General features: G+C 44.2%; 20 protein-coding genes. 9 read left to right on the top strand and 11 right to left on the bottom strand.

The genetic code is table 11. The features are described 5' to 3' along the window. Window positions 1–48: 48 nt before the first annotated feature. The 4 genes from AB2J24_RS00505 to AB2J24_RS00490 form a co-directional block, all read right to left on the bottom strand. Window positions 49–1,575 (bottom strand): TRAP transporter large permease, encoded by a 1,527-nt coding sequence (locus AB2J24_RS00505; protein ID WP_367384045.1) that lies wholly within the window; start codon window positions 1,573–1,575, stop codon window positions 49–51. A gap of 2 nt (window positions 1,576–1,577) precedes the next feature. Then, complete coding sequence (locus AB2J24_RS00500) at window positions 1,578–2,180, bottom strand: TRAP transporter small permease (RefSeq protein ID WP_162652817.1); 603 nt, start codon at window positions 2,178–2,180, stop codon at window positions 1,578–1,580. 48 nt (window positions 2,181–2,228) lie between these two features. Continuing rightward, window positions 2,229–2,828 carry a flavin reductase family protein gene (locus AB2J24_RS00495; RefSeq protein WP_162652818.1) on the bottom strand — a complete coding sequence of 200 codons (600 nt, stop codon included), beginning with the start codon at window positions 2,826–2,828 and terminating at the stop codon, window positions 2,229–2,231. A 72-nt stretch (window positions 2,829–2,900) separates the two neighbouring features. Further along, on the bottom strand, window positions 2,901–4,058 hold the full coding sequence (locus AB2J24_RS00490; RefSeq protein WP_367384044.1) for an LLM class flavin-dependent oxidoreductase: 1,158 nt from the start codon (window positions 4,056–4,058) through the stop codon (window positions 2,901–2,903). A 117-nt stretch (window positions 4,059–4,175) separates the two neighbouring features. On the opposite strand from AB2J24_RS00490, the gene AB2J24_RS00485 reads away from it, so the two are divergent. Next, window positions 4,176–4,877 (top strand): GntR family transcriptional regulator, encoded by a 702-nt coding sequence (locus AB2J24_RS00485; protein WP_420883607.1) that lies wholly within the window; start codon window positions 4,176–4,178, stop codon window positions 4,875–4,877. A 16-nt stretch (window positions 4,878–4,893) separates the two neighbouring features. Next, window positions 4,894–6,018, top strand: coding sequence for a Gfo/Idh/MocA family protein (locus tag AB2J24_RS00480; RefSeq protein ID WP_367384043.1), 1,125 nt, complete (start codon window positions 4,894–4,896; stop codon window positions 6,016–6,018). A gap of 221 nt (window positions 6,019–6,239) precedes the next feature. Here the strand turns inward: AB2J24_RS00480 and AB2J24_RS00475 are convergent, their stop codons facing one another. The 7 genes from AB2J24_RS00475 to AB2J24_RS00445 form a co-directional block, all read right to left on the bottom strand. Further along, entirely contained in the window at window positions 6,240–6,704 is a 465-nt protein-coding gene (locus AB2J24_RS00475; protein WP_367384042.1) for a hypothetical protein, read from the bottom strand. Continuing rightward, window positions 6,704–7,174: a pseudoazurin gene (locus tag AB2J24_RS00470; RefSeq protein ID WP_162652823.1), complete on the bottom strand. Its 471-nt coding sequence runs from the start codon at window positions 7,172–7,174 to the stop codon at window positions 6,704–6,706. Before AB2J24_RS00470 ends, AB2J24_RS00475 begins: the two co-directional genes overlap by 1 nt. 30 nt (window positions 7,175–7,204) lie before the next feature. Beyond that, window positions 7,205–7,972 (bottom strand): ABC transporter ATP-binding protein, encoded by a 768-nt coding sequence (locus AB2J24_RS00465; protein ID WP_367384041.1) that lies wholly within the window; start codon window positions 7,970–7,972, stop codon window positions 7,205–7,207. Next, window positions 7,969–9,045 (bottom strand): FecCD family ABC transporter permease, encoded by a 1,077-nt coding sequence (locus tag AB2J24_RS00460; protein WP_367384040.1) that lies wholly within the window; start codon window positions 9,043–9,045, stop codon window positions 7,969–7,971. Before AB2J24_RS00460 ends, AB2J24_RS00465 begins: the two co-directional genes overlap by 4 nt. Before the next feature lie 128 nt (window positions 9,046–9,173). Then, window positions 9,174–10,337, bottom strand: coding sequence for an ABC transporter substrate-binding protein (locus tag AB2J24_RS00455; RefSeq protein WP_244627869.1), 1,164 nt, complete (start codon window positions 10,335–10,337; stop codon window positions 9,174–9,176). A 214-nt stretch (window positions 10,338–10,551) separates the two neighbouring features. Further along, on the bottom strand, window positions 10,552–12,033 hold the full coding sequence (locus AB2J24_RS00450; protein ID WP_367384039.1) for an aldehyde dehydrogenase family protein: 1,482 nt from the start codon (window positions 12,031–12,033) through the stop codon (window positions 10,552–10,554). 1 nt (window position 12,034) lies between these two features. Further along, on the bottom strand, window positions 12,035–13,141 hold the full coding sequence (locus AB2J24_RS00445) for a mandelate racemase/muconate lactonizing enzyme family protein (RefSeq protein ID WP_367384038.1): 1,107 nt from the start codon (window positions 13,139–13,141) through the stop codon (window positions 12,035–12,037). 116 nt (window positions 13,142–13,257) lie between these two features. Between AB2J24_RS00445 and AB2J24_RS00440 the strand changes: the two genes are divergently transcribed. The 7 genes from AB2J24_RS00440 (at window position 13,258) to AB2J24_RS00410 (ending at window position 21,833) form a co-directional block, all read left to right on the top strand. After that, entirely contained in the window at window positions 13,258–14,739 is a 1,482-nt protein-coding gene (locus AB2J24_RS00440) for a PLP-dependent aminotransferase family protein (RefSeq protein WP_162652828.1), read from the top strand. A 117-nt stretch (window positions 14,740–14,856) separates the two neighbouring features. Next, the gene (locus AB2J24_RS00435) at window positions 14,857–15,933 is read left to right on the top strand and encodes an extracellular solute-binding protein (protein WP_162652829.1); all 1,077 of its coding nucleotides are present in this window, start codon (window positions 14,857–14,859) and stop codon (window positions 15,931–15,933) included. A gap of 118 nt (window positions 15,934–16,051) precedes the next feature. Continuing rightward, window positions 16,052–17,173 carry an ABC transporter ATP-binding protein gene (locus AB2J24_RS00430; protein WP_162652830.1) on the top strand — a complete coding sequence of 374 codons (1,122 nt, stop codon included), beginning with the start codon at window positions 16,052–16,054 and terminating at the stop codon, window positions 17,171–17,173. Window positions 17,174–17,183: 10 nt separating this feature from the next. After that, window positions 17,184–18,050, top strand: coding sequence for an ABC transporter permease (locus tag AB2J24_RS00425; protein ID WP_162652831.1), 867 nt, complete (start codon window positions 17,184–17,186; stop codon window positions 18,048–18,050). A gap of 11 nt (window positions 18,051–18,061) precedes the next feature. Continuing rightward, window positions 18,062–18,922 carry an ABC transporter permease gene (locus AB2J24_RS00420; RefSeq protein WP_367384037.1) on the top strand — a complete coding sequence of 287 codons (861 nt, stop codon included), beginning with the start codon at window positions 18,062–18,064 and terminating at the stop codon, window positions 18,920–18,922. Window positions 18,923–18,927: 5 nt separating this feature from the next. Then, the gene (locus tag AB2J24_RS00415; protein WP_367384036.1) at window positions 18,928–20,544 is read left to right on the top strand and encodes a GMC family oxidoreductase; all 1,617 of its coding nucleotides are present in this window, start codon (window positions 18,928–18,930) and stop codon (window positions 20,542–20,544) included. Continuing rightward, window positions 20,541–21,833: an NAD(P)/FAD-dependent oxidoreductase gene (locus AB2J24_RS00410; protein WP_367384035.1), complete on the top strand. Its 1,293-nt coding sequence runs from the start codon at window positions 20,541–20,543 to the stop codon at window positions 21,831–21,833. Before AB2J24_RS00415 ends, AB2J24_RS00410 begins: the two co-directional genes overlap by 4 nt. Window positions 21,834–21,860 lie beyond the last annotated feature (27 nt).

Here is a 21,860-nt window from a genome sequence, read left to right as displayed (position 1 = left end):
TAGTAAACACATATAGCCCCATGAACAGGGATATAATTTTTCAAAAACCTAGAATATGGCCCCTAGCAACGGGCCCATAAGGTCTGCATCTTTCACAAATCCCAGCCATTTAGGAATTCCCAATGATATAATCGGGAAATATGTAATCAGGAAAATTACGAATACTTCCACAGCCAGAAAAGGTAGGATTGCGCGTGAAATTGTTTCCACTTTCACGCCTGAAACTGATGATGCAACGAACAATACCAACCCCATAGGCGGGGTGGCTAAACCAACGGTCAAGTTGACTGACATGATCATCGCAAAATGAACGGGATGAATTCCCATATTAATAAAGATCGGAGCCAGAATAGGCCCCAAAATAATAATTGCCGGCCCTGCATCCAAAAACATACCAACAATAAACAGAAGGATATTAATCAATAGCAAAAGGAACAGCGGATCGCTCGTGATTGAAACAATAAACACCGCCAGATCTTCTGCAGCATGCGACAAGCTGACAACTGTCTTAAATGCCATCGCAGCACCAACCAACAATAGCACAACACCAGATGTAGTCGCAGAACGTACCAAAACACCTGGTAACTCATTGAATTTGAGTGTGCGCAATACAACTAAGCCAAGGATCGCTGCATAGGCAACCGCAAGTGCAGAAGCTTCCGTTGGCGTCGCTATACCGCCCAATATACCACCAAGAATAATAACTGGTGTTAACAGCGGCAGCACAGCTCGTTTTGTAACAGTTCGGAAATCCTGCGACATCATGCGTCGTTGAATTTGGACCAATACCTCACCCACCAACAGAGCAATAACAAAAGCAAGTGCGGTCGCTCCTCCAGACATCTCGTCACCAAATCCACCAAGTTTCGTTACCAACGGATAAAGCACAGCCGCCAGCATTAATCTTGCAAGAATGCGTGCTGCGATATTTTCAATTGGTGAAATAGTGACATTACGCAACACAACGCGTTTGGCCGCGGGATATTCATAATGATTTGCCATAACGCGTGTGACGATCATTAAACCCAAGCCAACCAAAATCCCTGGAATAATCCCACCAGCGAATAAGGCCGCAACGGAAACTTCCATGACATATGCATAAATAATCATAATACCCGATGGCGGAATAATTGGGCCAATAACTGACGATGCGGCAGTAATTGCTGCGGAAAATTTGCGTGTGTATCCTTCTTTTTCCATAGCTGGAATAAGCATGGAACCCAGCGCAGACGTGTCCGCCACTGCTGACCCCGACATTCCGGCAAACAACATGGAAGACAAGATGTTAACCTGCGCCAGACCGCCGCGCACTGAACCAATAATCGCTTGGCAAAAACCCACCAACCGCTCGGTAATACCACCACGGTTCATCAGTTCGCCAGCGAGCATAAAGAATGGGATTGCCAGCAATACACCATTGTCCATACCATTAAAAATATTGCGATACATGAGTGCAACATCGCGCTCTTGACCATTGAAATATAATAGTAATCCCGGTGCTGCCAACATAGCAAAGAAAACAGGCACACCAACCAGTAGGAACAATAAAAATAGAGGGAGAAACAGTGCTAACATGATTACCCCCCTGCCATGATTGCTGGTGCTTGCAGCGTTGGGAACTCTTCCTCAGACCAAAGAAACTGCCCAACTTGGCGTAAGATTAACTCTGCCGACACAATCAGCATGACGACAAGTAAAACCGTCATAGCCAAATAAACATAAGCTGTTTTAAACTCGAGACTTGTCCCCAAAAGCTGGTTGATACCGCTATCTTGTAACAATCGGTTCAAGCCGGATGAATCAAACAACAGCGGGGCAGAGAAATGCGCCCAAGCGTGACTTAACATGACCGCTATCACCATCGTTGCAAGCACCAATATTGCAAACATGAGTAGAGCACGGATTTTCCTCGGCATCATATCCGGCACCATTTCTATGGCTACAAACCCCGCGTAGCGATATGCAGAAGGCGCAACAAGAGCCATCATCCAGATCATCAGAGCACGTGCTGCTTCTTCTGGCCAAGGAAGCGCATTGTTTAATGCGTACCGGAAAAATATTTGAAGTAGAATACAAAAGACCATCAAGACCATCGCGATGCACGCGATGCTTCGACCAAAACTTAGTAGTTTGTCATTTATTCTACTTAAGATAGTCAGTAATACTGATAGTAGTTTCAAAATACCCTCCCCAGATTATTTTGAATTCCAGATTATGCTAAATCTCTCCTAGATCGTATCATTATCTGAAAATGTGCCGAACTTGCCGGCTGTAAAGATTAACGGTTGGCCTGCTCTTTGTGAAAAGCGAACAACTTTTCCTATAAGAATAGAATGATCACCTCCATCATGAACAGTCTCACGCTCACATTCAAACCGCGCTAAGACACGTTTTGCAAGCGGAACCGTACCCGATTTCATATCCCAGTCGTGCTTATCAAAACCATCTGCATGTTTTGCGAAGGATAAAGCCAAGTCTTTTTGGTCCTTTGCCAAAACATGAATTGCATAGTGAGAGGCATTCCTAAATGCCTCATATCGCCCAGATTTCTTAGCAACAGACCAAAGCACAAGTGCTGGATCAAGCGATACAGATGCAAAGGAATTAACGGTCATGCCAATCGGGCCTTGTTCTGTATTTGTTGTGATCAACGTAACGCCAGTACCAAAACACCCCAAAGCATCTCGGTAAGCTCGTTCAGTCTCCGGACTCGGTTTAATGTTTTCTGTCTGCAAAACGTGCACATTACTCAATATTGATGGATCAATATCTTGCTGATGATTATGTATATTCTCTGTACATTCATTTTCAATTTTCTGTACAAGCATTGCAACCCTTTCGTTTAAGCACGGTGGTGCTCAAAATTGGTATTTGATTTTTACATCGAACCACGTCATTCATTATCGACGAACTCCCTCAGCAAGTGGTGTAAAAGGTGCAGAAGCAGGAACACGATTATAGGCATGTGGCAGTGAACAAGTTTCAAGGTGTGGTAAAACAAGTTTGCCAAAATATTCTGCTTCATCAATATGAGGATAACCAGAGAAGATAAAAGCGCGCATGCCCATTTTCTTATATTCATCAATTTTGGATAAAACCTGATCAGCCGACCCTACTAACGCTGCGCCGCAGCCAGAACGAGCACGACCAACACCTGTCCAAAGATTAGGTTCAATATAGCCAAACTCATCGGCAACATCGCGATTTTTTGATTGGTGTGAAACACCAAGAGAAGTTGCATCCAGCGCTCGCTCGCGGATCATGCGCCCATATTCGTCATCAAGCTTGGAGGTAATATATTCGGCATATTCATTGGCTTCCTGTTCAGTATCGCGAACAATCATATGAACACGCAATCCGTAATCTAATGTGCGATCATATTTCTCTGCGACAGCATTCACTGCCTTCATGCGGCCCGCAAGTTCATCCTGCTTTTCCGGCCACATAAGATAAACGTCACAATGTTCACCACAAAGATCCAATGCAGAAGGCGAATAGCCACCGAAATATAGAAGTGGGCCGCCATTTTGATAAGGTTTTACAGGATCAGTTGTAAGACCTTTAGAGAAGTCATAAATTTCACCTTTATAATTAATCTCATCTTGCGTCCACGCTTGCTTTAATATCTCGACAACTTCACGCGAACGCTGATAACGATACTGACTGTCTTCTTTCTGCCCGGGAAAATCAGAACTAATAATATTAACTGTCAGACGGCCCTCAAGCATATGATCAAGCGTAGCAATCGTGCGCGCCAACATGATCGGCTGCATTTCACCACAACGAACAGCCGCAAGAAAATTGATATCCTTGGTGATTGGAGCGCAGCCAGCCACAAACGATAATGTATCCTGACCAACCTGATAGGATGAAGGGCAAAGAATATTTCTAAATCCTTGCGCCTCTGCAACTTTTACAATGTCGCTACAATGATCCCAACTTGACCGCAAACTCCCGTCGGGAACGCCCAGAAACTGATAATCATCAGAGCAAAGCGCTGAAAACCACGACACTTCAGCTTCTTTTAAATCTGGCGATGAAATGGGTACGACTGTCATCGCAAACTCCGAAAAATAATTTTTACTATCAAGACATTATCATCTTGTTTGAAAAGTATCAATAGTGTATCAATTTTTTCAAATTAAAAAATGAAAGGGGGTCACATTTTGAAAACATTGAACTCAAGTCCAAACCAGCTCCCCATGTATGTTCAAATTAGCGAGCTATTAATAAGAGAGATCAGTGCCGGACGTCTTCTCGATGGAGAGCGCCTTCCGCCAGAGCGCGAACTTGCACAATCACTCAACACGACCGTCCGCACATTACGCAAAGCTCTCGCAATACTGGTTGATAAAAAACTTCTGGAACGCGTTCAAGGTTCTGGCAACTACATACGCCATAGCGACGAGGTCAACAGCGTATACTCTATGTTCCGGCTTGAACTCCCTGAAGGAGGCGGCCTCCCTAAAGCAGATATTTTATCTGTTGGCGCGATGGAAAAACCATCCGATCTACCAGTATTTGGCACTGCAAACCATGCCACAAGGATACGCCGTTTGCGATATCTGGATCAGTCAATCATCGCCGTAGAAGAAATTTGGCTTGATGGAAACTCAGGCGAAATACCTGAAGATAAACTATCCGACTCTCTTTATGAATTTTACAAAAAACAACTGGGGTTTTGGATCAACCGAGCAGAAGACAGGGTTAGCATAGGTCAGGTCCCTGCATGGAGCCCATCCAAATTTGGTAAAAAACCCGGAGAGATTTGTGGTTTCATTGAAAGGTTCAGCTGGGCAAACGATCCTGAACCTATCGAATATTCAAGAACTTGGTTTGATACCGATCAATCAGTTTACATCGCACGTCTAAAATAGGGAAACAATAAGAAGAATGTCAAAAATTACCAAGTACGGAGTAATCGGTGGCGGTATGATGGGCCAGGAGCACCTCAGAAATATTGCATTGTTGCCAGACACGAAAGTCATAGGATTATTTGAACCAGACGAATGCATGGCGAAAAAAGCCACAGAATTTGCTCCTGACGCAACACTTTGCAATAGTATTGACGACCTATTGGCACTGAGCGAACTTGATTGCTTGGTTATTGTTAGCCCAAACCACATTCACTTAGAGCAATTGGAAACAATCTCTGAAACTCGCCCATTGCCCATATTAGTTGAAAAGCCCTTATTTACAGACCCAAAAACATTTGGAAGAGTTCTTAGGTTTCAAGAAAACTATCCAGCGCCTATCTGGGTGGCAATGGAATATCGTTACATGCCCCCCATTACCGCACTTTGTAGCTCTCTTCACAATGCAATTGGCGATGTGAAAATGTTGACAATCCGTGAGCATCGTTTCCCATTTCTTCCAAAGGTTGGTGATTGGAATCGATTTAACGCGATGTCCGGCGGAACATTTGTCGAAAAATGTTGTCATTTTTTTGATTTAATGCGCCTAATCACCAAGTCAGAACCCACACGCATCGTTGCAAGCGCAGGTCAGGATGTAAATCATCTAGATGAGAACTACAGCAATGGTAAACCCGATGTATTAGACAATGGTTATGTCATTGTGGAGTTTGAAAATGGTATACGATCCATGCTTGAACTGTGCATGTTTGCAGAAGGGTCTCGCTACCAAGAAGAAATCAGTGTGATCGGACCGGACGGAAAAATTGAAGCTCATGTTCCCGGACCTGCCAGATTTTGGCCTGACCATCTTGGATTGCCTCCGGTGCCAAAGGTTGTTATCAGCAAAAGAGAACCAAAGGGACCTGAAACCCAGCAAATCCCGGTAGACCCTACACTACTGGACGCAGGTGATCATAATGGCTCCACATTTTATCAACATGAGGGTTTTTTAGAGCTGGTCCGCGGCAATCGAAGCGAAGCAGATGTTACGTTAGAAGATGGTTGGAAAGCAGTTGTCATGGGTATGGCCGCTCAAAAAAGTGCAACTTCCGGACATTCTGTCATATGGAGCGAATTCATGGAGGAGCTTTCCAATTGTTAATGTACGGCAAAACGAGTGCCTTGTTTATCACTGCGCTGATATGCCCAAACAGATGATAATAATCGCGTGCTGAAAACCGGACCCTTGTTCCAGAACAAGACTATTAATTAGTCATCGCATTCGACGACAAGGTGCTACAGGATGGAACTGCTCGATAAGACCTTGAGCAGTTCATCTAGGCTGGAGTAAATTTTCATAAAAATTATTCGCAATTAAGTTTATTAATCATCAAAAACAGCATCTTTTTCTGCTGACGAGTTATAAATATCCTTGATAGCTTTTAACGTAGCCCCTGTCTCAAATCCGTCACACAAAATAAGAGCTTCCATCTGAGCGCTAGCCATATCACCCGATCCTACAAAACGGATTGCTCTCATAAGGTGGCGTTCATGATCGGACAAATTTACAGCACAGTTTTCGCAGCATGGATTAACAAAACGGAAAACAGCTCGCCGAGATGAACGTACAGCCTGTAAAATACGTAACAATCCATAGGCCGCATATGCTCCATTCGCTTCGCCATAAACTGTTATGGATATCTCAAAAGCTCGCTCCCAGTGTGGTTGCTTTGAATCCGTGTAAGCGAGAAGAAATTGCCTGAATATTGCAAGCATCATTTCCTCATGAAAATCTAAACCGGATTCTGAAATTGATATGTCGCTTGACTTCGCTTTATGATTATTCATCACCGCCCCTGGTTAACCGCCGCGGTATCCACCTGTTTGAACAAAGCACTGAAAGCTTTCCTAGCGCCACCTCTCTGTCGCACATTCTTTGCCTCTTCATAATTCACCTGATAATCACCGACTAAAATCAAACCGACCATTCCCATATGTAAATGCGGAATACAGATATATCCGTATGTACCATCGTGATCGAAAGTAATCTCCAACTCTTCATCGAGCCTGCTGTTCCAAGGCATTCCTCCTTCGGGCAACATTCCCTTTTTGGAAGCACTATTGTGACCTTTATCAATTGCGACAAATTTCACACTGTCACCTTTTCCAATACGAAGTATAGGGGGATTAAACAGGTTGATATTATTGGGGTCACTGGGGTCAGTATTTCGCATCTCAACAAGATGGGTTTCTGCAACCGAGCAGAATGTTGCTGATAATAAAATCCCAATCACCAGCACGATTTTCTTAAATCTCATTGCACTTAATCCTTTGAATTCACTAATCTTCTACAAACTCGCCGAAATGGCCTTTACGCCCCCTTTCGTCTCATACATCTCAATGTTAACACCATAGGTATCGGCTAGGTGAGTTGAAGAGAGTACTTGAGACGCTGCTCCATCTTCGATAATCATTCCTTCGCGCATAAGAATAAGCCTATCAGCATAACGTGCTGCCAAATTCAAATCATGAAGGGCTACAAATGTTGTTGTATTTCGCTCATGAGTTACCTTGCGCACTGTGTGCATGATCTGAAGTTGGTGCTTAAGATCAAGTGCACTCGTTGGTTCATCAAGCAGAAAAATATCAGGTGTACGAACAAATGCTTGCGCCAGTGAAGCCATTTGCTGTTGGCCACCTGACAAATCACTTATGTATGTCTGAGAAAGGTGTCCTATGTTCAGCTCACTAAGTATATCTGACACGGCTTCGATATCCCGATTACGCACCCGCCAGCCGTTCATATGTTTTTTGGCAAGCAACACCGTCTCAAAAACAGTCAAAGCTGCATTGCTGGAAAAAAACTGTGGCGTGAAGCAAACATGCTTGCTCCACATAGCTGGACCGAGCTCTTGCGCAGTGTTTCCACTAAACGAAATTTGTCCCTTCGCTGGTTTTAGCAATCCTGCGATACATCGAAAGAGTGTCGATTTTCCTGTTGCATTTGGCCCAATAACAGCGATGACTTCGCCTCGTGTATCAGCCGATAAGTTTACATCACGAAGAACATTTTTTCCTGGGTAATTAAATGAAAGGTTTTTTATTTCCAGATTCATTGCCAGCTCTTTCTTCTTACTGAGAGGATAAGACTTATGAAGAAGGGAATCCCAATAAGTGATGTAATCATCCCGATTGGATAAACCACCCCCGGATTTAGTGCTTTACTTAAAATCGATGTTAGAGACATGATTAAGCCGCTTGAAACAGCTGACAGTGGTAGGAAATATCGCTGATCTTCCCCCACAATCATTCGTGCAATATGCGGGCCAACTAAGCCAACAAAGGCAATCGTGCCGACAAATGACACAGCTGTTGCAGCAAGCAATGAGATAAGCACAAGCATTTCAATACGAAGTCTTTTTACATTAACACCCAAACTGGCTGCTTTATCATCACCCATCCGCAAAGCTGTTAGTGCCCAATTGCGCGACATAAAATAAGGAATAGATATTGCCAGAAGCCCAACACACATCGCCACCTTTGGCCAGCTGGCACGCGATAAAGAGCCCATCATCCAGAAAACAATTTGCGTAAGTTGTATCTCCGAAGCAGCATACTGCATAAGAGCTAGAAGCGCGTTGAACGTGAACATCATGGCAATACCGACAAGAACCATTGTCTCCGTCGTAACACCTCGCATTTTGGTAAATGCATAAATAATAAACGAAGTTGAAAGCGCCAGAACAAATGCATTGACAGTCACAAGAAATGGACCTGCAATTGGAATGAGGTTAATTTGAAATACGATAGCTAGCGCGGCGCCGAAACTTGCCGCCGATGAAATGCCCAATGTGAACGGATCAGCAAGTGGATTGTTGAGGATTGTTTGCATCTCAGCCCCGGCACACCCCAGCATAGCACCCACAAGAACCGCCATTATAGCGATTGGCAACCGTAAATCCCAAACAATAACATGAGTCTGAACATCAGCACTTGAGGGGTTGGCAATTGTCGCCAAAACTTCACCTACAGGCATGAAGCTTGGCCCCCAGCTTATATCAATAATAAAACTGGTTAACAGCAAAGCTGTTGCTATCAGGATTAAAATTCTACGCCTATAGGAGCGCATAATAAATTTGGTTACGGTATCATCTACCACAAGTTCATCTGGTGCTATTTGTATGGTCATTTTTGATTTCGCAGCTTGGCAACCGATGAAAACAAACAAGGTACTTCTCTTGTTTTAACATCTTACTGCCCTAAAAAGAGCCGGTCTGCATCAGCATAGCAGACCGGCATTGTTACATTACTTGCGCATTATTGGAGGGTAGCCCAAAAAACGCCGCTAGCTTCGATAGGCAGGAATTGGTCGTGTAATTCCTTAAAAGTTTCCTCTGGATCGAGATCACTAAACTCTTCCGGATGGAACCATTTTGCAAAAGCTTGCAATGCAACAAAGTGATAAGGACTATTATAGAACTGGTGATAAACTGAGTGGAAACGCTTACCTGTGACAGCATCCATAGATGACCAGCCTTTACGATCAGCAAGTCCTTTGAGGCGCTCCTGCACAGCCGCATCAGTCGCATCATAACCAAGAAGAACAGACGTCACAGACGGGCGGTTAACAGACCAGTTTGCGCCTGTTCCAATAACGATTTCTGGGTTATCTGCAAGTACCGCTTCAAAGCTTGCCTCACCAGAAAACCCTGGGAATTTTTGCGTTCCCCAATTCACGCCACCTGCTTCATCAACAAGGCGTCCAAAATTAGCGCCACCATATGTCTTGCAACAAAATTCAGGATTCCAACCCGGTGCATTTTCTATAAACACCAATGGTCGCTGGTCATTATCCATATTATCTACAATGTTCGTTACTCGGCGCATTTGCATAATGTAATAATCTACAAACTTTTGCGCTTCGTCTTGCTTATCAAATACACGTCCCATTAACATAAGACTGGGCACAGTATTTTGTGTCGGGCGCTTACGAAAATCAACAAAGATAACTGGAATACCAACCTTTTCTAGCTTCTCTATCAACCCTGTTTCTTCTGCTTTGAATAGGTTACCCAAATTAAGGATTACAAGATCAGCATCCAAGGAAATAGCACTTTCGATACTGAAGTCACCTGAATACGGACTGCCAAAATTTTTGATATTTTCAGTCTTCCCAGGAAACTTCGCTTTATATTTCTCAAACGCATCCGGGTCATATTTAATAAGATCATCTTTCCATCCGATTATACGTTCAAACGGGTTTTCACGATCAAGAATAGCAACGGAGTACATCATACGCCCCTCACCCAGAATGACCCTCTTAACACCCTTCTTTACTTCAACAGTACGTCCCGCGACATCTGTTACAGATATCGTCTTTTTATCCATCGCAGAAACTTCTACGGCAGATATTGTCAAGAAAGCTGCAAATAAAAGCGAAATGACTCGCCCAAAATCTGGACGAGAAAATTTAAATATCATTATGATCTCCATGTTCGAGTTCAAGGCTCGATTTTTAATATGAGTATTTTACTCATATTTACAAAAGCAAATAATCAAACATGATAAAAATAGTCAAGTATTATTTTAATATTATTAAGTTATTATGATTTCCTGCCTGAGCCAGGCTAACTCAAACATAAATTGCCATGCCTAAAACCTTGGATGAAAACACGTTATCATAAGATACAGCGCTTTAAATTTTCGCTGCAATACTCTTTATCTTACAATAACTTTTCAGGCCTTCCAGACCTTTTTCACGACCGAAGCCTGATTGTTTATTGCCGCCAAACGGTACCTCAATACCACCTGCAAAATACTCGTTAATATAAACTTGGCCAGCATCAATATCACGCGCCAATTCCAATGCTGTTGATATATCACTGGTATATACACCCGCCGCCAGACCGAAATTACTATTGTTTGCTAACGACAGTGCATCCTCGGCATTTTCAGCAATTTGAATAGTTAGGACGGGACCAAAAATTTCGTCCTGTACCAGTTCATCATCTACAGGGCGATTTGCAATGATTGTGGGTTGATAAAACCAACCCTTCCCCGTTTGTGGATCAGAAGTGACTGCACCACCTGTTAAAATTTCAGCACCACGTGTTTTTGCCCGGTCTACAAAACCGGCTACTTTTTGCAGATGCTCAGCACTATTAACCGGCCCAACTTGCGGATTTCGCAACCCATGTCCGAGCGTCAAATCTTGCGCACGCGCACATATTTTCTCAACAAATTCATCATGTATGCCACGTTCGATAACAAGGCGTGATCCAGCGGAACAAATTTGCCCCGCATTTTCAAAAATCGCCCCTAAAACGCCTTCAAGGGCACTATCTTGATTACAATCATTTAAAACGACGACAGGAGATTTCCCGCCTAATTCAAGCACAACCCGCGTTACAGAATCTGCTGCAACTTTCATAACCGACTTACCCGTCGCCACTGATCCAGTGAACGTGATTTGGTCTATACTTTTATGTGCAACTAATGGTGCACCGACATCAACGCCAGTGCCAGTGACAACATTACATACTCCCGCAGGTAATCCCGCCTCAACCAATAACTCAGCAAGCAACAAAGCAGAAAAAGGAGTTTGTTCTGCTGGTTTGGCGACCACAGTACAGCCAGCGGCAAGCGCAGGTGCTATTCCACGAGCGGCCGTAGAAATCGGAAAATTCCAAGGAATAACATGCGCTGTGACACCCACAGGCTCAATCAGACTAAATCCAATATAACCGTGAGTTAATGGGAAAGTATCACCTTGTAGTTTATCGCAGGCACCAGCATAATATTCAAATGCTCGCGCCGCACCACGGACATCACCCAAAGCCTCATTCAATGGCTTTCCACAATCAAGACATTCAACAAATGCTAGTCGCTCTTCATTCTGTAAAATCAGCTTCGCCGCGTTCTGTAATATTCGAGCGCGTTCAGCCGGGGGAACTTTTCGCCATTTTGTTTCAAATGCGTGTTGCGCACTCGCAACAGCGTCATTGACATCAGCAACAGTGCCATTTGTAAACTGAGCAAACACTTCACCTCGTCCAGCATCAAAACTGTCCATTGATGTACCGCCTTGCGAAGTTACATATTCACCTTCGATAAAATGATTATGCGGCAGTCCCTCAACCGGCTTTCCCGAAAAAATGTCCGCAATGGTAAGTTGCATGTTAAGTGTCTAGCTCGCTAATTTGATATGTTGATTTTGATAGCCATTCCGGGTTGATGTCTACTCCCCAACCCGGCGCATCTGTAACGGTGGCCTTGCCATCCGAAATTTCATAAGGGTCGTTTACAAAAATTTTGTCTTGCCATGGATAGTAATCTAGCCCCTCGATAGAGAACTCCAAATATTTCCCAACATTGGGTATAGCTCGCAAAAGATGCATAGTGAACAACGTTACCATAGATAAGTTGGCGCAGTGTGGCGTGACGGGAATACCTGCTTCTTCCGCCATTTTAGCTACTCTAAGTGTACGATTTATGCCACCAAGATAACAAATATCGGGCTGGATAATATTCACAACTCCATCACTAATCATTTTTTTCCAGTTGGCCATCATGCAATCTTGCTCACCGCCAGTCACATCAATATCGAGTGCCTCTGTAACCTCTCTGGTTTGCTCAAACTCCCAGTAAGGGCATGGCTCTTCAAAATGTGAAATCCCATGATCTTGCAAAATACCACCCACCTCGATTGCACGATCCGGTGAATAACAGGAATTAGCATCCACAAGTAAGGCAACATCATCGCCCATCGCTTTACGCATTGTTGGGATAATCTCCTCCGTACGTCCCGGCCACTCATCAATGTTACGACCAACTTCAGCACCAATCCGGAATTTGAATGCATCAAAACCCTTTTCATCTCGCAGACGTTTAAGTCGCTCAGCTTCATCATTAGGCGTAATATCGCGTTTCATAGACGACGCATATGCTCTAAAAGTGCCGGGCGAACCACCGATCATAGAGCAAACAGGCTTGTCCTCGCATTTACCTCGCAAATCCCAAAGGGCTGTATCAATGCCACCTATAGCTCTGCGTAAATATGATCCGGGAAATTTATGTTCTCGATCCCGCACGATATCAACAATAGAATCTATATCGTAAACATCCATACCTAATACATAAGGAGCGACTTGCCGCTGGACAACCTGTGCCGTAATATCCGCATAATAGGGCGCAACCTGCCCCCACCCTTGCGATCCATCTTCTGTTGTCACGCGTGTAAAACAGATGAATTCGTCTGTAAAAGTCTCAATTGATTTGATTTTCATGCGGGTACAACCTTACAAATGTCTTACATATTTATGCTTGACGATACTTAATATTGGTCTTTTAATAAGATCCATTACGGCGTTTTTGTCAGACCAATTTTGAAAGCCTCAACGACATGAAAAAACAAGCCGGAGCGTTGCTCTCGTCCATTCATATCGATCGTGGGTCAAATAGAAAAATTGGTGTGCAACTTTATATGGGGCTTCGCGACATCATCTTGTCTGGTGGTCTATCCGCTGGTGACCGCTTGCCTGCCACCCGCACACTAGCAAAAGAACTCATGATATCCAGAACAACGGTGATCGATGCTATTGATCGGCTTACAGCAGAAGGAATTCTTGTCTCACGGGTGGGCGCAGGAACATTTGTCAGTGATATTCTAGAGCATAAAAGACCAATTCTTACAACAAGTGGATTATCTGGTAAAACACCTGAGAAACCGCGCATTTCTCACGCGATAAGTCACGCGGCCGACGTTTACGGTCCCCGCACTTGGTTACCACATACCCCGCGAGCATTTGTAACGGCATTGCCTGCACTTGATGCTTTTCCAATGGCACATTGGTCTCGTATTTCCGCCCGTCATCTTCGCAGCAGTCGCGCCGAAGTTATGGGGTATGGACAGCCACAGGGGCATAAAGATCTACGCCGTGCAATAGCCTCCCATCTAAATGCATCTCGTGGAATAAAAGCCTACCCGGAGCAGATATTTATAACATCAGGTGCACAACAGGCATTCTCGCTCATAGCACGTATTCTTCTCAATGCAGGTGATCGCGTTTGGTATGAAAACCCTGGTGCAACGGGTGTGCGCAATGCCTTTATCGCAAGTGGCGCTCAGCTTGTGCCTGTACCTGTAGATTCCGAAGGCTTGAACGTTGCCGAAGGTCTGGCAAAAGAACCTCATTTCCGGCTTGCATTTGTAACCCCTTCACACCAGCAACCACTTGGACATACGATGTCGATTGCCCGTAAACTGGCGTTACTTGAAGCAGCCAACGAAGCACAGGCGATCATCGTTGAGGACGACTATGACGGTGAGTTTTATTTCGGTGAGCTCGCCCAACCGCCGCTTAAAAGCATAGACACCTATGACCGTGTCATCTATGTGGGCACGTTCTCCAAAACGCTATTTCCTTCGCTTCGTCTTGGCTTTATTCTGGCTCCACAAAACCTTGTTAGCATCTTTGACCAAGTATTTTCTTCATGGATAAGCGGGCCGCCCACATCAACACAGGCAATTGTCGCTGACTTTATGGATGAAGGTCAGTTTGCCACACATATTCGGTTGATGAGAAAACTATATAAAACGCGTTATGAAGAGCTTATGGATGCAAGTCAAAGCTTACCAGAGACCATAAAAGTACAGCAAACAACAAGCGGATTTCATACAACAGCCTATCTAGACAAATGGGTAAATATTGATGAAGTAATCACACAAGCCGCTGAAAAAGGTGTCACGATTGCGCCGATCAGCCGATATTGTCTCCAACCTATCGCCCAAAATGGACTTGTACTTGGTTTCGGGAGCACCAACCCAAGCGACATTCAAGCGAGCTTGAATATTTTAGGCTCCTTACCTGCACTGCACAAGTAATTGGTCTGAAAAATATTTCATAATGGATATAAACCGTAGTCCAATCTATTCATAAGCTCGAAATCTAGCATTTGCAGACTGTTGATGTAATGAAGCGGTCAAAATTGGGAGAATATAATGAAAACAACGTATAAATTAGCGGGAATAGTATCCGCATTGATGCTGTCTACAGCACCGATAGCGCAAGCAGAAACATTGCGACTTCTCACTTGGGGTTCCTATGCTCCTGAGGCGCTCGTCCAAAAATTCGAGGAGCGTTATCCAGATATAGAAGTTGAAGTTACATTTTCAAACAATGAAGAAATGATTGCAAAACTTCGCGCGACAGGCGGTGCTGGTTTTGATCTAGCGCAACCAAGCCATGACCGTATTTATTCAGCTCAACTTGAATATGACATCTATAAGCCTTTAGATCTATCCAAGATTGACACATCGGTAATGGACCCCACCCATCTGGAAGGCGTAAAAGCCAATACGACAATTGATGGTGAAGTTTATGCTGTGCCGCATCAATGGGGTACATCCGGCTTGATGGCTGACAAAACAAAAGCACCAGACTTTAAAGGTTGGGGTGATTTGTGTGACCCTCAATATGCTGGCCGCACATCCATGCGTTTAAAGCGCACTATTCTTTTGGGTACAGCCTTCTCACTAGGACATGATCCATTTGCAGCCTATTCTGATCTGGATAAATATCAGTCTATCCTCGATCAAGTTGCCGATAAACTGATTGAATGCAAATCCAATATCAAAGCCTATTGGAAAGGTGGCGATGACTTGTCAGCTATGATGCTTTCAGGCGAGATTGTCGCATCTGAAACATGGGATTCAACAGCCTACAAACTGTTTGCGCAAGACAGCAATATTGTGTTTGTTCCACCTGAAACTGGTGCGCTAGCATGGATCGACACCTTTACAATTCCACGTAAGGGAAAGGCCGATGATGCCGCCTATAAATGGATCAACTTCGTGCTTGAACCAGAAAATGTAAGCCTTATGTCAGCAAGTACAGGTGCAATTGCAGCCGTTCCTGGTGGTTTGGAGTTACTACCAGAAGACAAGCGCGCTGCAGTAACTGCAGCCTTCTCAGCTGATGACATTGCCAATCTTAAATTCTTTGCGAACATTCCCGCAGGTGTTGAAGATATGGAAGGTAAAACACTTGAAAAAATTAAAGCTGCCACTGGTGGCTAGTTAGACTTTTTGTGCGGTGGTTTCTGTACTCTCTTCGAGAAATCACCGCATTTTTATATCGATGTTTTATCTTCTAAAACATTTTATGTGAACAAATTTCCCCAGTCTGGATTTGTAGATGTCTAATGCCGATGATCAGGTACATGATCTTGAATGCACAAATATTGTAAAGACTTTTGGAGCTGTTCGTGCCGTCGATAATGTTTCCTTTAGTATTCCAAAGGGATCGTTTTTTTCAATTCTTGGCCCTTCTGGATGTGGCAAAACCACTCTCATGCGTATGATAGCAGGATTTGAAAATCCAAATTCCGGCGACATTCATATTAAGGGCACTTCAGTGCTGAACACGCCGCCCAACAAGCGCAATGTTAAAATGGTTTTTCAACATCTTGCGCTGTTTCCCATGATGAATGTTTATGAAAACATTGCATATGGTCTGAAATGTAAAGGAGCCGACAAAGCCGAAATTGATCGAAAAGTAAAAGATGTACTTGAGCGAATCGCCCTTCCCGATGTTGCAAATCGCGAAATTCATCAATTATCAGGCGGTCAAAAACAACGCATCGCGATTGCACGTTGTATGGTTCTTGATCCAGATGTTTTACTATTGGATGAGCCATTAGGTGCTCTTGATCTAAAATTGCGCGAAGCAATGAAGATCGAACTTAAGCTTTTACAACATCAGTTCAACACAACCTTTATTTACATAACCCACGATCAATCTGAAGCGTTGGTGATGTCTGATCACGTGGCTATTATGAACAATGGTAAATTTGAACAAATTGGACGACCTGAGGAACTATATCACGCGCCCAAAACAGCTTTTGTCGCAGGCTTTGTCGGAGATTCAAATCGCTGGAACGGCAAAATTACAGATTTGGGGAAAGACTTTGCACAAGTAACAACAAATGCAGGCTTAACAATGGCATGTAAACGCCGAGATGATGATGGTCTGGCCCAAGGGGATGCCGTTGATATATTTGTTCGACCTGAATTTATCGGCGCTCAGAAAGTCCAAAACACTAAGACAAACGCAAATTCTGCTCCTGAAAATAAGCTCCTTGGAAAGGTCGATTCCGTACTATTTAACGGCGCGAATAGTCGTGCACTTGTTCGCGGACCCTCGCAAGAATTGATTGAGGCCGATATAGTTGTCACAGGTGGCACTGATGATTTACGCGCGGGTGATGATGTTAAGCTGACCTGGTCTGGTCAGCAAACCATGTGTTTTGCGACTTAGGAAGGCGATCATGCAAAGTGACATAAAACGTCTTTCCCTGATCTTGCTATTTGCACCATTCGCCTTATGGATTCTTCTTCTGATCATAGTGCCGCATATGGGTATGGTTGTATTATCCCTACGTGAGAAAGTTGCGCCCCGTGTTTATGAATTCGGATTAGGCAATTACATCGACTTCATTCATGAGCCTATCTACTGGAACACATTGTTACGCACCGGAAGTATGTCGCTTTTAGTCACAGTTCTCGCATTGATTATCGGTTTCCCGATTGCTTATTACATCGCCAAAATAGCAGGTAGAAGATCTCGCGGCGCATTGTTTTTGTTGTGTCTGATCCCCTTATGGGTGAGCGATCTAATTCGCGCATTTGGCTGGATCCTATTGCTTCGTGAAACTGGCGTTTTCTCCACTTTCTTACAATGGAGTGGGATAGTCAGCGGGCCGATTGAATTTCTTTATAACGACATCACCGTTGTCGTTGGTCTCGTTTATACGGTTATTTTATTTATGATCGTTCCACTCGTATCCACATTAGACGGTATGGATGACGCTATGATTGAAGCCGGCTATAATTTGGGTGGCAATGGTCGAACTGTCTTGCGCAAAATTATCATTCCGTATGCGATGCCAGGTATCGTATCCGGCTGCATTGTGGTGTTTATGTTGACAGCAGGTAGTTACCTTACCCCAATTCTTCTGGGTGGCAAAAATTCCAGCTGGTTTACTGAACAAATTTACGACCAATTTATCACACGCTTTAATTGGGAGTCTGGCGCAGCGTTTGGTTTCTTATTACTCGCGTTCACATCACTGGTTATTTGGCTTGGCCTTAAACTTACTGGGCAAACACTTGCCAACACAGTTGCGAAGAGTTGAGGAGCAAAACAATGGCATCATCAACAAAAAATGAGGCATTCCTTTTAGGATATCGACTTTATGTCATCGCCTTCTTCATATTCCTTGCAGCGCCTTTAGTCGCAGCGGGTAGCTTTGCATTTAACGATTCCTTGTTCCCTGCGCTCCCATGGCAAGGCTTTACGCTGGATTGGTTTTTTAATGACAGTGAACCAAAACTCGGGATGTTTCATGACAGGCGGTTGCTCCGCGGGTTGTATTACTCTGCCATCATTGGCTTCTTTGTCTCCACGCTGTCTGTTTTTGTCGGCACCTGCAATGCATTTTTGTTTGTAAGAGGAAATTTCCCTGCCAAGAACTTCCTGTATATCCTGATGATTTTACCACTGGTTATTCCGGGTGTGATTTTGGGTATTTCTATCCTTGTCATGGCCAGCAACATTGCAAATGGCCTTGAAGATAAATTCAACTTTGAACTCGAATTTCTCAGACCTGGCATCATTCTCGTCGTTCTGGGACAATTCTCCTTTGTTACGACGATAACCTCATTGATAATTACCGCACGTCTGAAGAAATTTGATTACACAATGGAAGAGGCTGCACTCAACCTTGGTGCCAGCCGAATGCAAGTATTGCGTTCTGTTACTTTACCTTATTTAAGACCGGCAATGATCGCTGCGGGCATAGTTGCGTTTCTGGTTTCATTTGAGAATTTCAACACGACATTATTCCTTGTCGGGTCAGAATCTCCACTTACAATCACAATGTTCGACCGAATGGCAAAAGTTGGCTCGACGCCAGTACTAAATGCCGTATCATTTTTCCTTATTGTCGGCTCTGGTTTCCTCGCTCTGATCAGTGTTGTCATTCAACGCGATAAATCTTCGGACTAAGTAAAATGCCGGAATTTGATTTTGTAATTGTAGGCGCTGGGTCAGCTGGGTGCGTTCTCGCCAATCGTTTAAGTGAGAACGGAAAATATAAGATTTTGTTGCTCGAAGCCGGTGGCAGTGACCTAAATTTTTGGATTTGGATGCCAATAGGTTACGGCAAGACCTTCTATCGCCGCAGTGTAAACTGGATGTATGAAACCGAGCCGGATGCAGCGTTAAATGGCCGCGTATCCTATTGGCCGCGCGGCAAGGTTATGGGTGGTTCAAGTTCCATCAACGCGATGGTCTATATTAGAGGGCAAAGGGAAGATTTCGAAGACTGGAAAAATATGGGAAATACCAACTGGGGTTGGTCTGATGTTCTACCATATTTTAAAAAGTCGGAGCAAAATGATAAGGGACAGGATGATTTTCGCAGCGAGACCGGCCCCCTTCACGTTGCAACAATGGACAAACATCTGCATCCGCTTTGTCAAAATTTTATTCAAGCGGGTCAACAAATACAAATCCCGCATAATTCTGACTTTAATGGTGCTGAGCAGGAAGGGATCGGCACATATCAAAATACCATGAAAGACGGCATGCGCATGTCAACAGCGCGCGCTTATATTCGCCCAGTAAACAAAAGGAAAAACCTGCACATTATAAAGAAGGCAATGGCATCACGGCTTTTATTTGATGGCACGCGCACAATCGGTGTGGAATACAACCAGAATGGTAAGATCAGACAAGCATTTGCAAAACATGAAGTCATACTTTCTGCAGGTGCAATCAACTCCCCGCAAATTTTGCAGTTGTCCGGTATTGGTCCTGCAAAGTTTTTGAAATCCAAGGGCATTGACGTCATTCACAACGCTAGGGGCGTAGGACAGAACCTACAAGATCACCTTGGTCTGGATTTTATATATCGCTCAAAAGTACCAACACTGAATGACCAACTACATTCATGGCATGGCAAATTATGGCAGGGAATGCGTTATGTTTTAACGCGTGGCGGTCCCTTATCGGCAGGCGTGAATCAAGGTGGCGGTTTTGTTCGAACTCGCCCGGATTTAACCCGACCGAATATGCAACTATTCTTTTCGCCAGTCAGCTATACCAAAGCTCCGCCAGGCAAGCGCCCATTGATGAATCCTGACCCATTCTCAGGTTTTTTATTAGGATATCAACCGACCCGCCCAACCAGCCGCGGACATCTGGAAATCAAATCCATCAATCCATCCGATGCACCTGTAATTTATCCCAATTACCTTGCCACAGACTACGATATTCAAGAGATGCTGGAAGGGTCAAAGTTCATACGAAAAATCTCCGAAGCACCGGCTCTTAAAGAGATCATTGAAAGAGAAATTTCACCTGGTCCAGAGGTACAAAACGATAATGAATTTATAGATGACATAAGAGCAAGGGCTGGAACAGTATTCCATCCAGTCAGCACATGCAAAATGGGTAGTGATCCTAAACGTGATGTCGTCGATCAGCGCTTACGAGTTTACGGCGTACAAAACTTGCGCGTTGTGGATGCATCCATTTTCCCGACACTGACTTCAGGAAATACCAATGCGCCGACAATCATGGTGGGTGAAAAGGGTGCTGATTTGATATTGGAAGATCATAAATGAATGTGTTTACCGATGATTTTAAACCTCAACCTTTTTGGTGGGATGCTGCATCTCTTGAGCAGCAAACAACGCAGAACCTACCGCAATCCGCCGATGTTGTTATTATTGGTTCTGGCTACACTGGATTACAAGCCGCATTGCAGGTTGCGCGCGCTGGCAAATCAACGCTTGTGCTAGACGCAGAAGCTTTGGGGTTCGGTGCAAGCAGTCGAAATGGCGGGCAAATTTCAACATCCATCAAGCCGTCATTCTCAAAACTTCGCAGGAAGTATGGAACGACGATCGCAACAAATATCATGCGCGAGGGGCAAGCTTCACTCGATTACATGAAAAACTTTATGGTTGAGGAAGATGTTGAGTGCGAGTTCAAAACACCGGGGCGCTTTCACGCCGCTCATACTCCTCGCGCCTATGAAAGGCTTGCCAAAGAATGCGAGGATGTCACGGGGATTGTAAAAACGGACGCCTATGTTGTAACCAAGGCAGAACAACATAGCGAACTTGGAACAGACGTCTATCATGGCGGTGCTGTTTACCCCCATCATGCAAGTATTCATCCCGGTCTTTACCACAAAGGCCTGTTGAATTTGGTGCGCAAGGCAGGTGCAGAGATCATATCACATTGCCGAGTTACCAACATTGAACGACAGAAGAACGGATTTCAATTATCCACTGGTTTGGGTCAAGTTCGAGCTGGGAACGTAATCATCGCCACCAACGGATACACAGGCACGTTAACACCATGGCAGCAAAGACGCATTATCCCAATTGGGTCATACATTATTGCAACAGAGGAATTACCGAAGCATACAATAGATCAATTAATGCCAACAGATCGCATCTTGTCGGATACGCGAAAATTGGTCTATTATTATCGGCCATCTCCTGACAGAAAACGTATTCTTTTCGGCGGGCGGGTCTGTCTTAGTGAGACCGACCCAAAACAAACCGGACCATTGCTACGAGATGAACTTATTCGCATATTTCCCGAGCTGGCAGACGTCCGCATTAGCCATTCATGGTCTGGGTTAGTCGGTTTTACATTCGACTCAATGATGCACGCTGGCAATGAGAACGGGCTATATTATGCGATGGGTTATTGCGGCTCAGGTGTAGGCATGGCAAGTTATTTGGGAATGAAAATCGGTCAGCAAGCAGCTGGCAACTTGCCAAATGTAACAGGTTTTAGTGAAATCCCATTTCCAACACGCACACTGTATAGCGGCAATCCATGGTTTCTGGCGCCATCAGTCCTATTTTACAAATGGCGTGATCGTCTTAACTTTTAGGCTACAATCACTAACTTGGTCCGAACA

Source organism: Lentilitoribacter sp. EG35, assembly GCF_040784015.1.
In the GTDB taxonomy this organism is placed as follows: Bacteria; Pseudomonadota; Alphaproteobacteria; order Rhizobiales; family Rhizobiaceae; genus Lentilitoribacter.
This window is presented reverse-complemented; position numbering and strand designations above follow the sequence as displayed.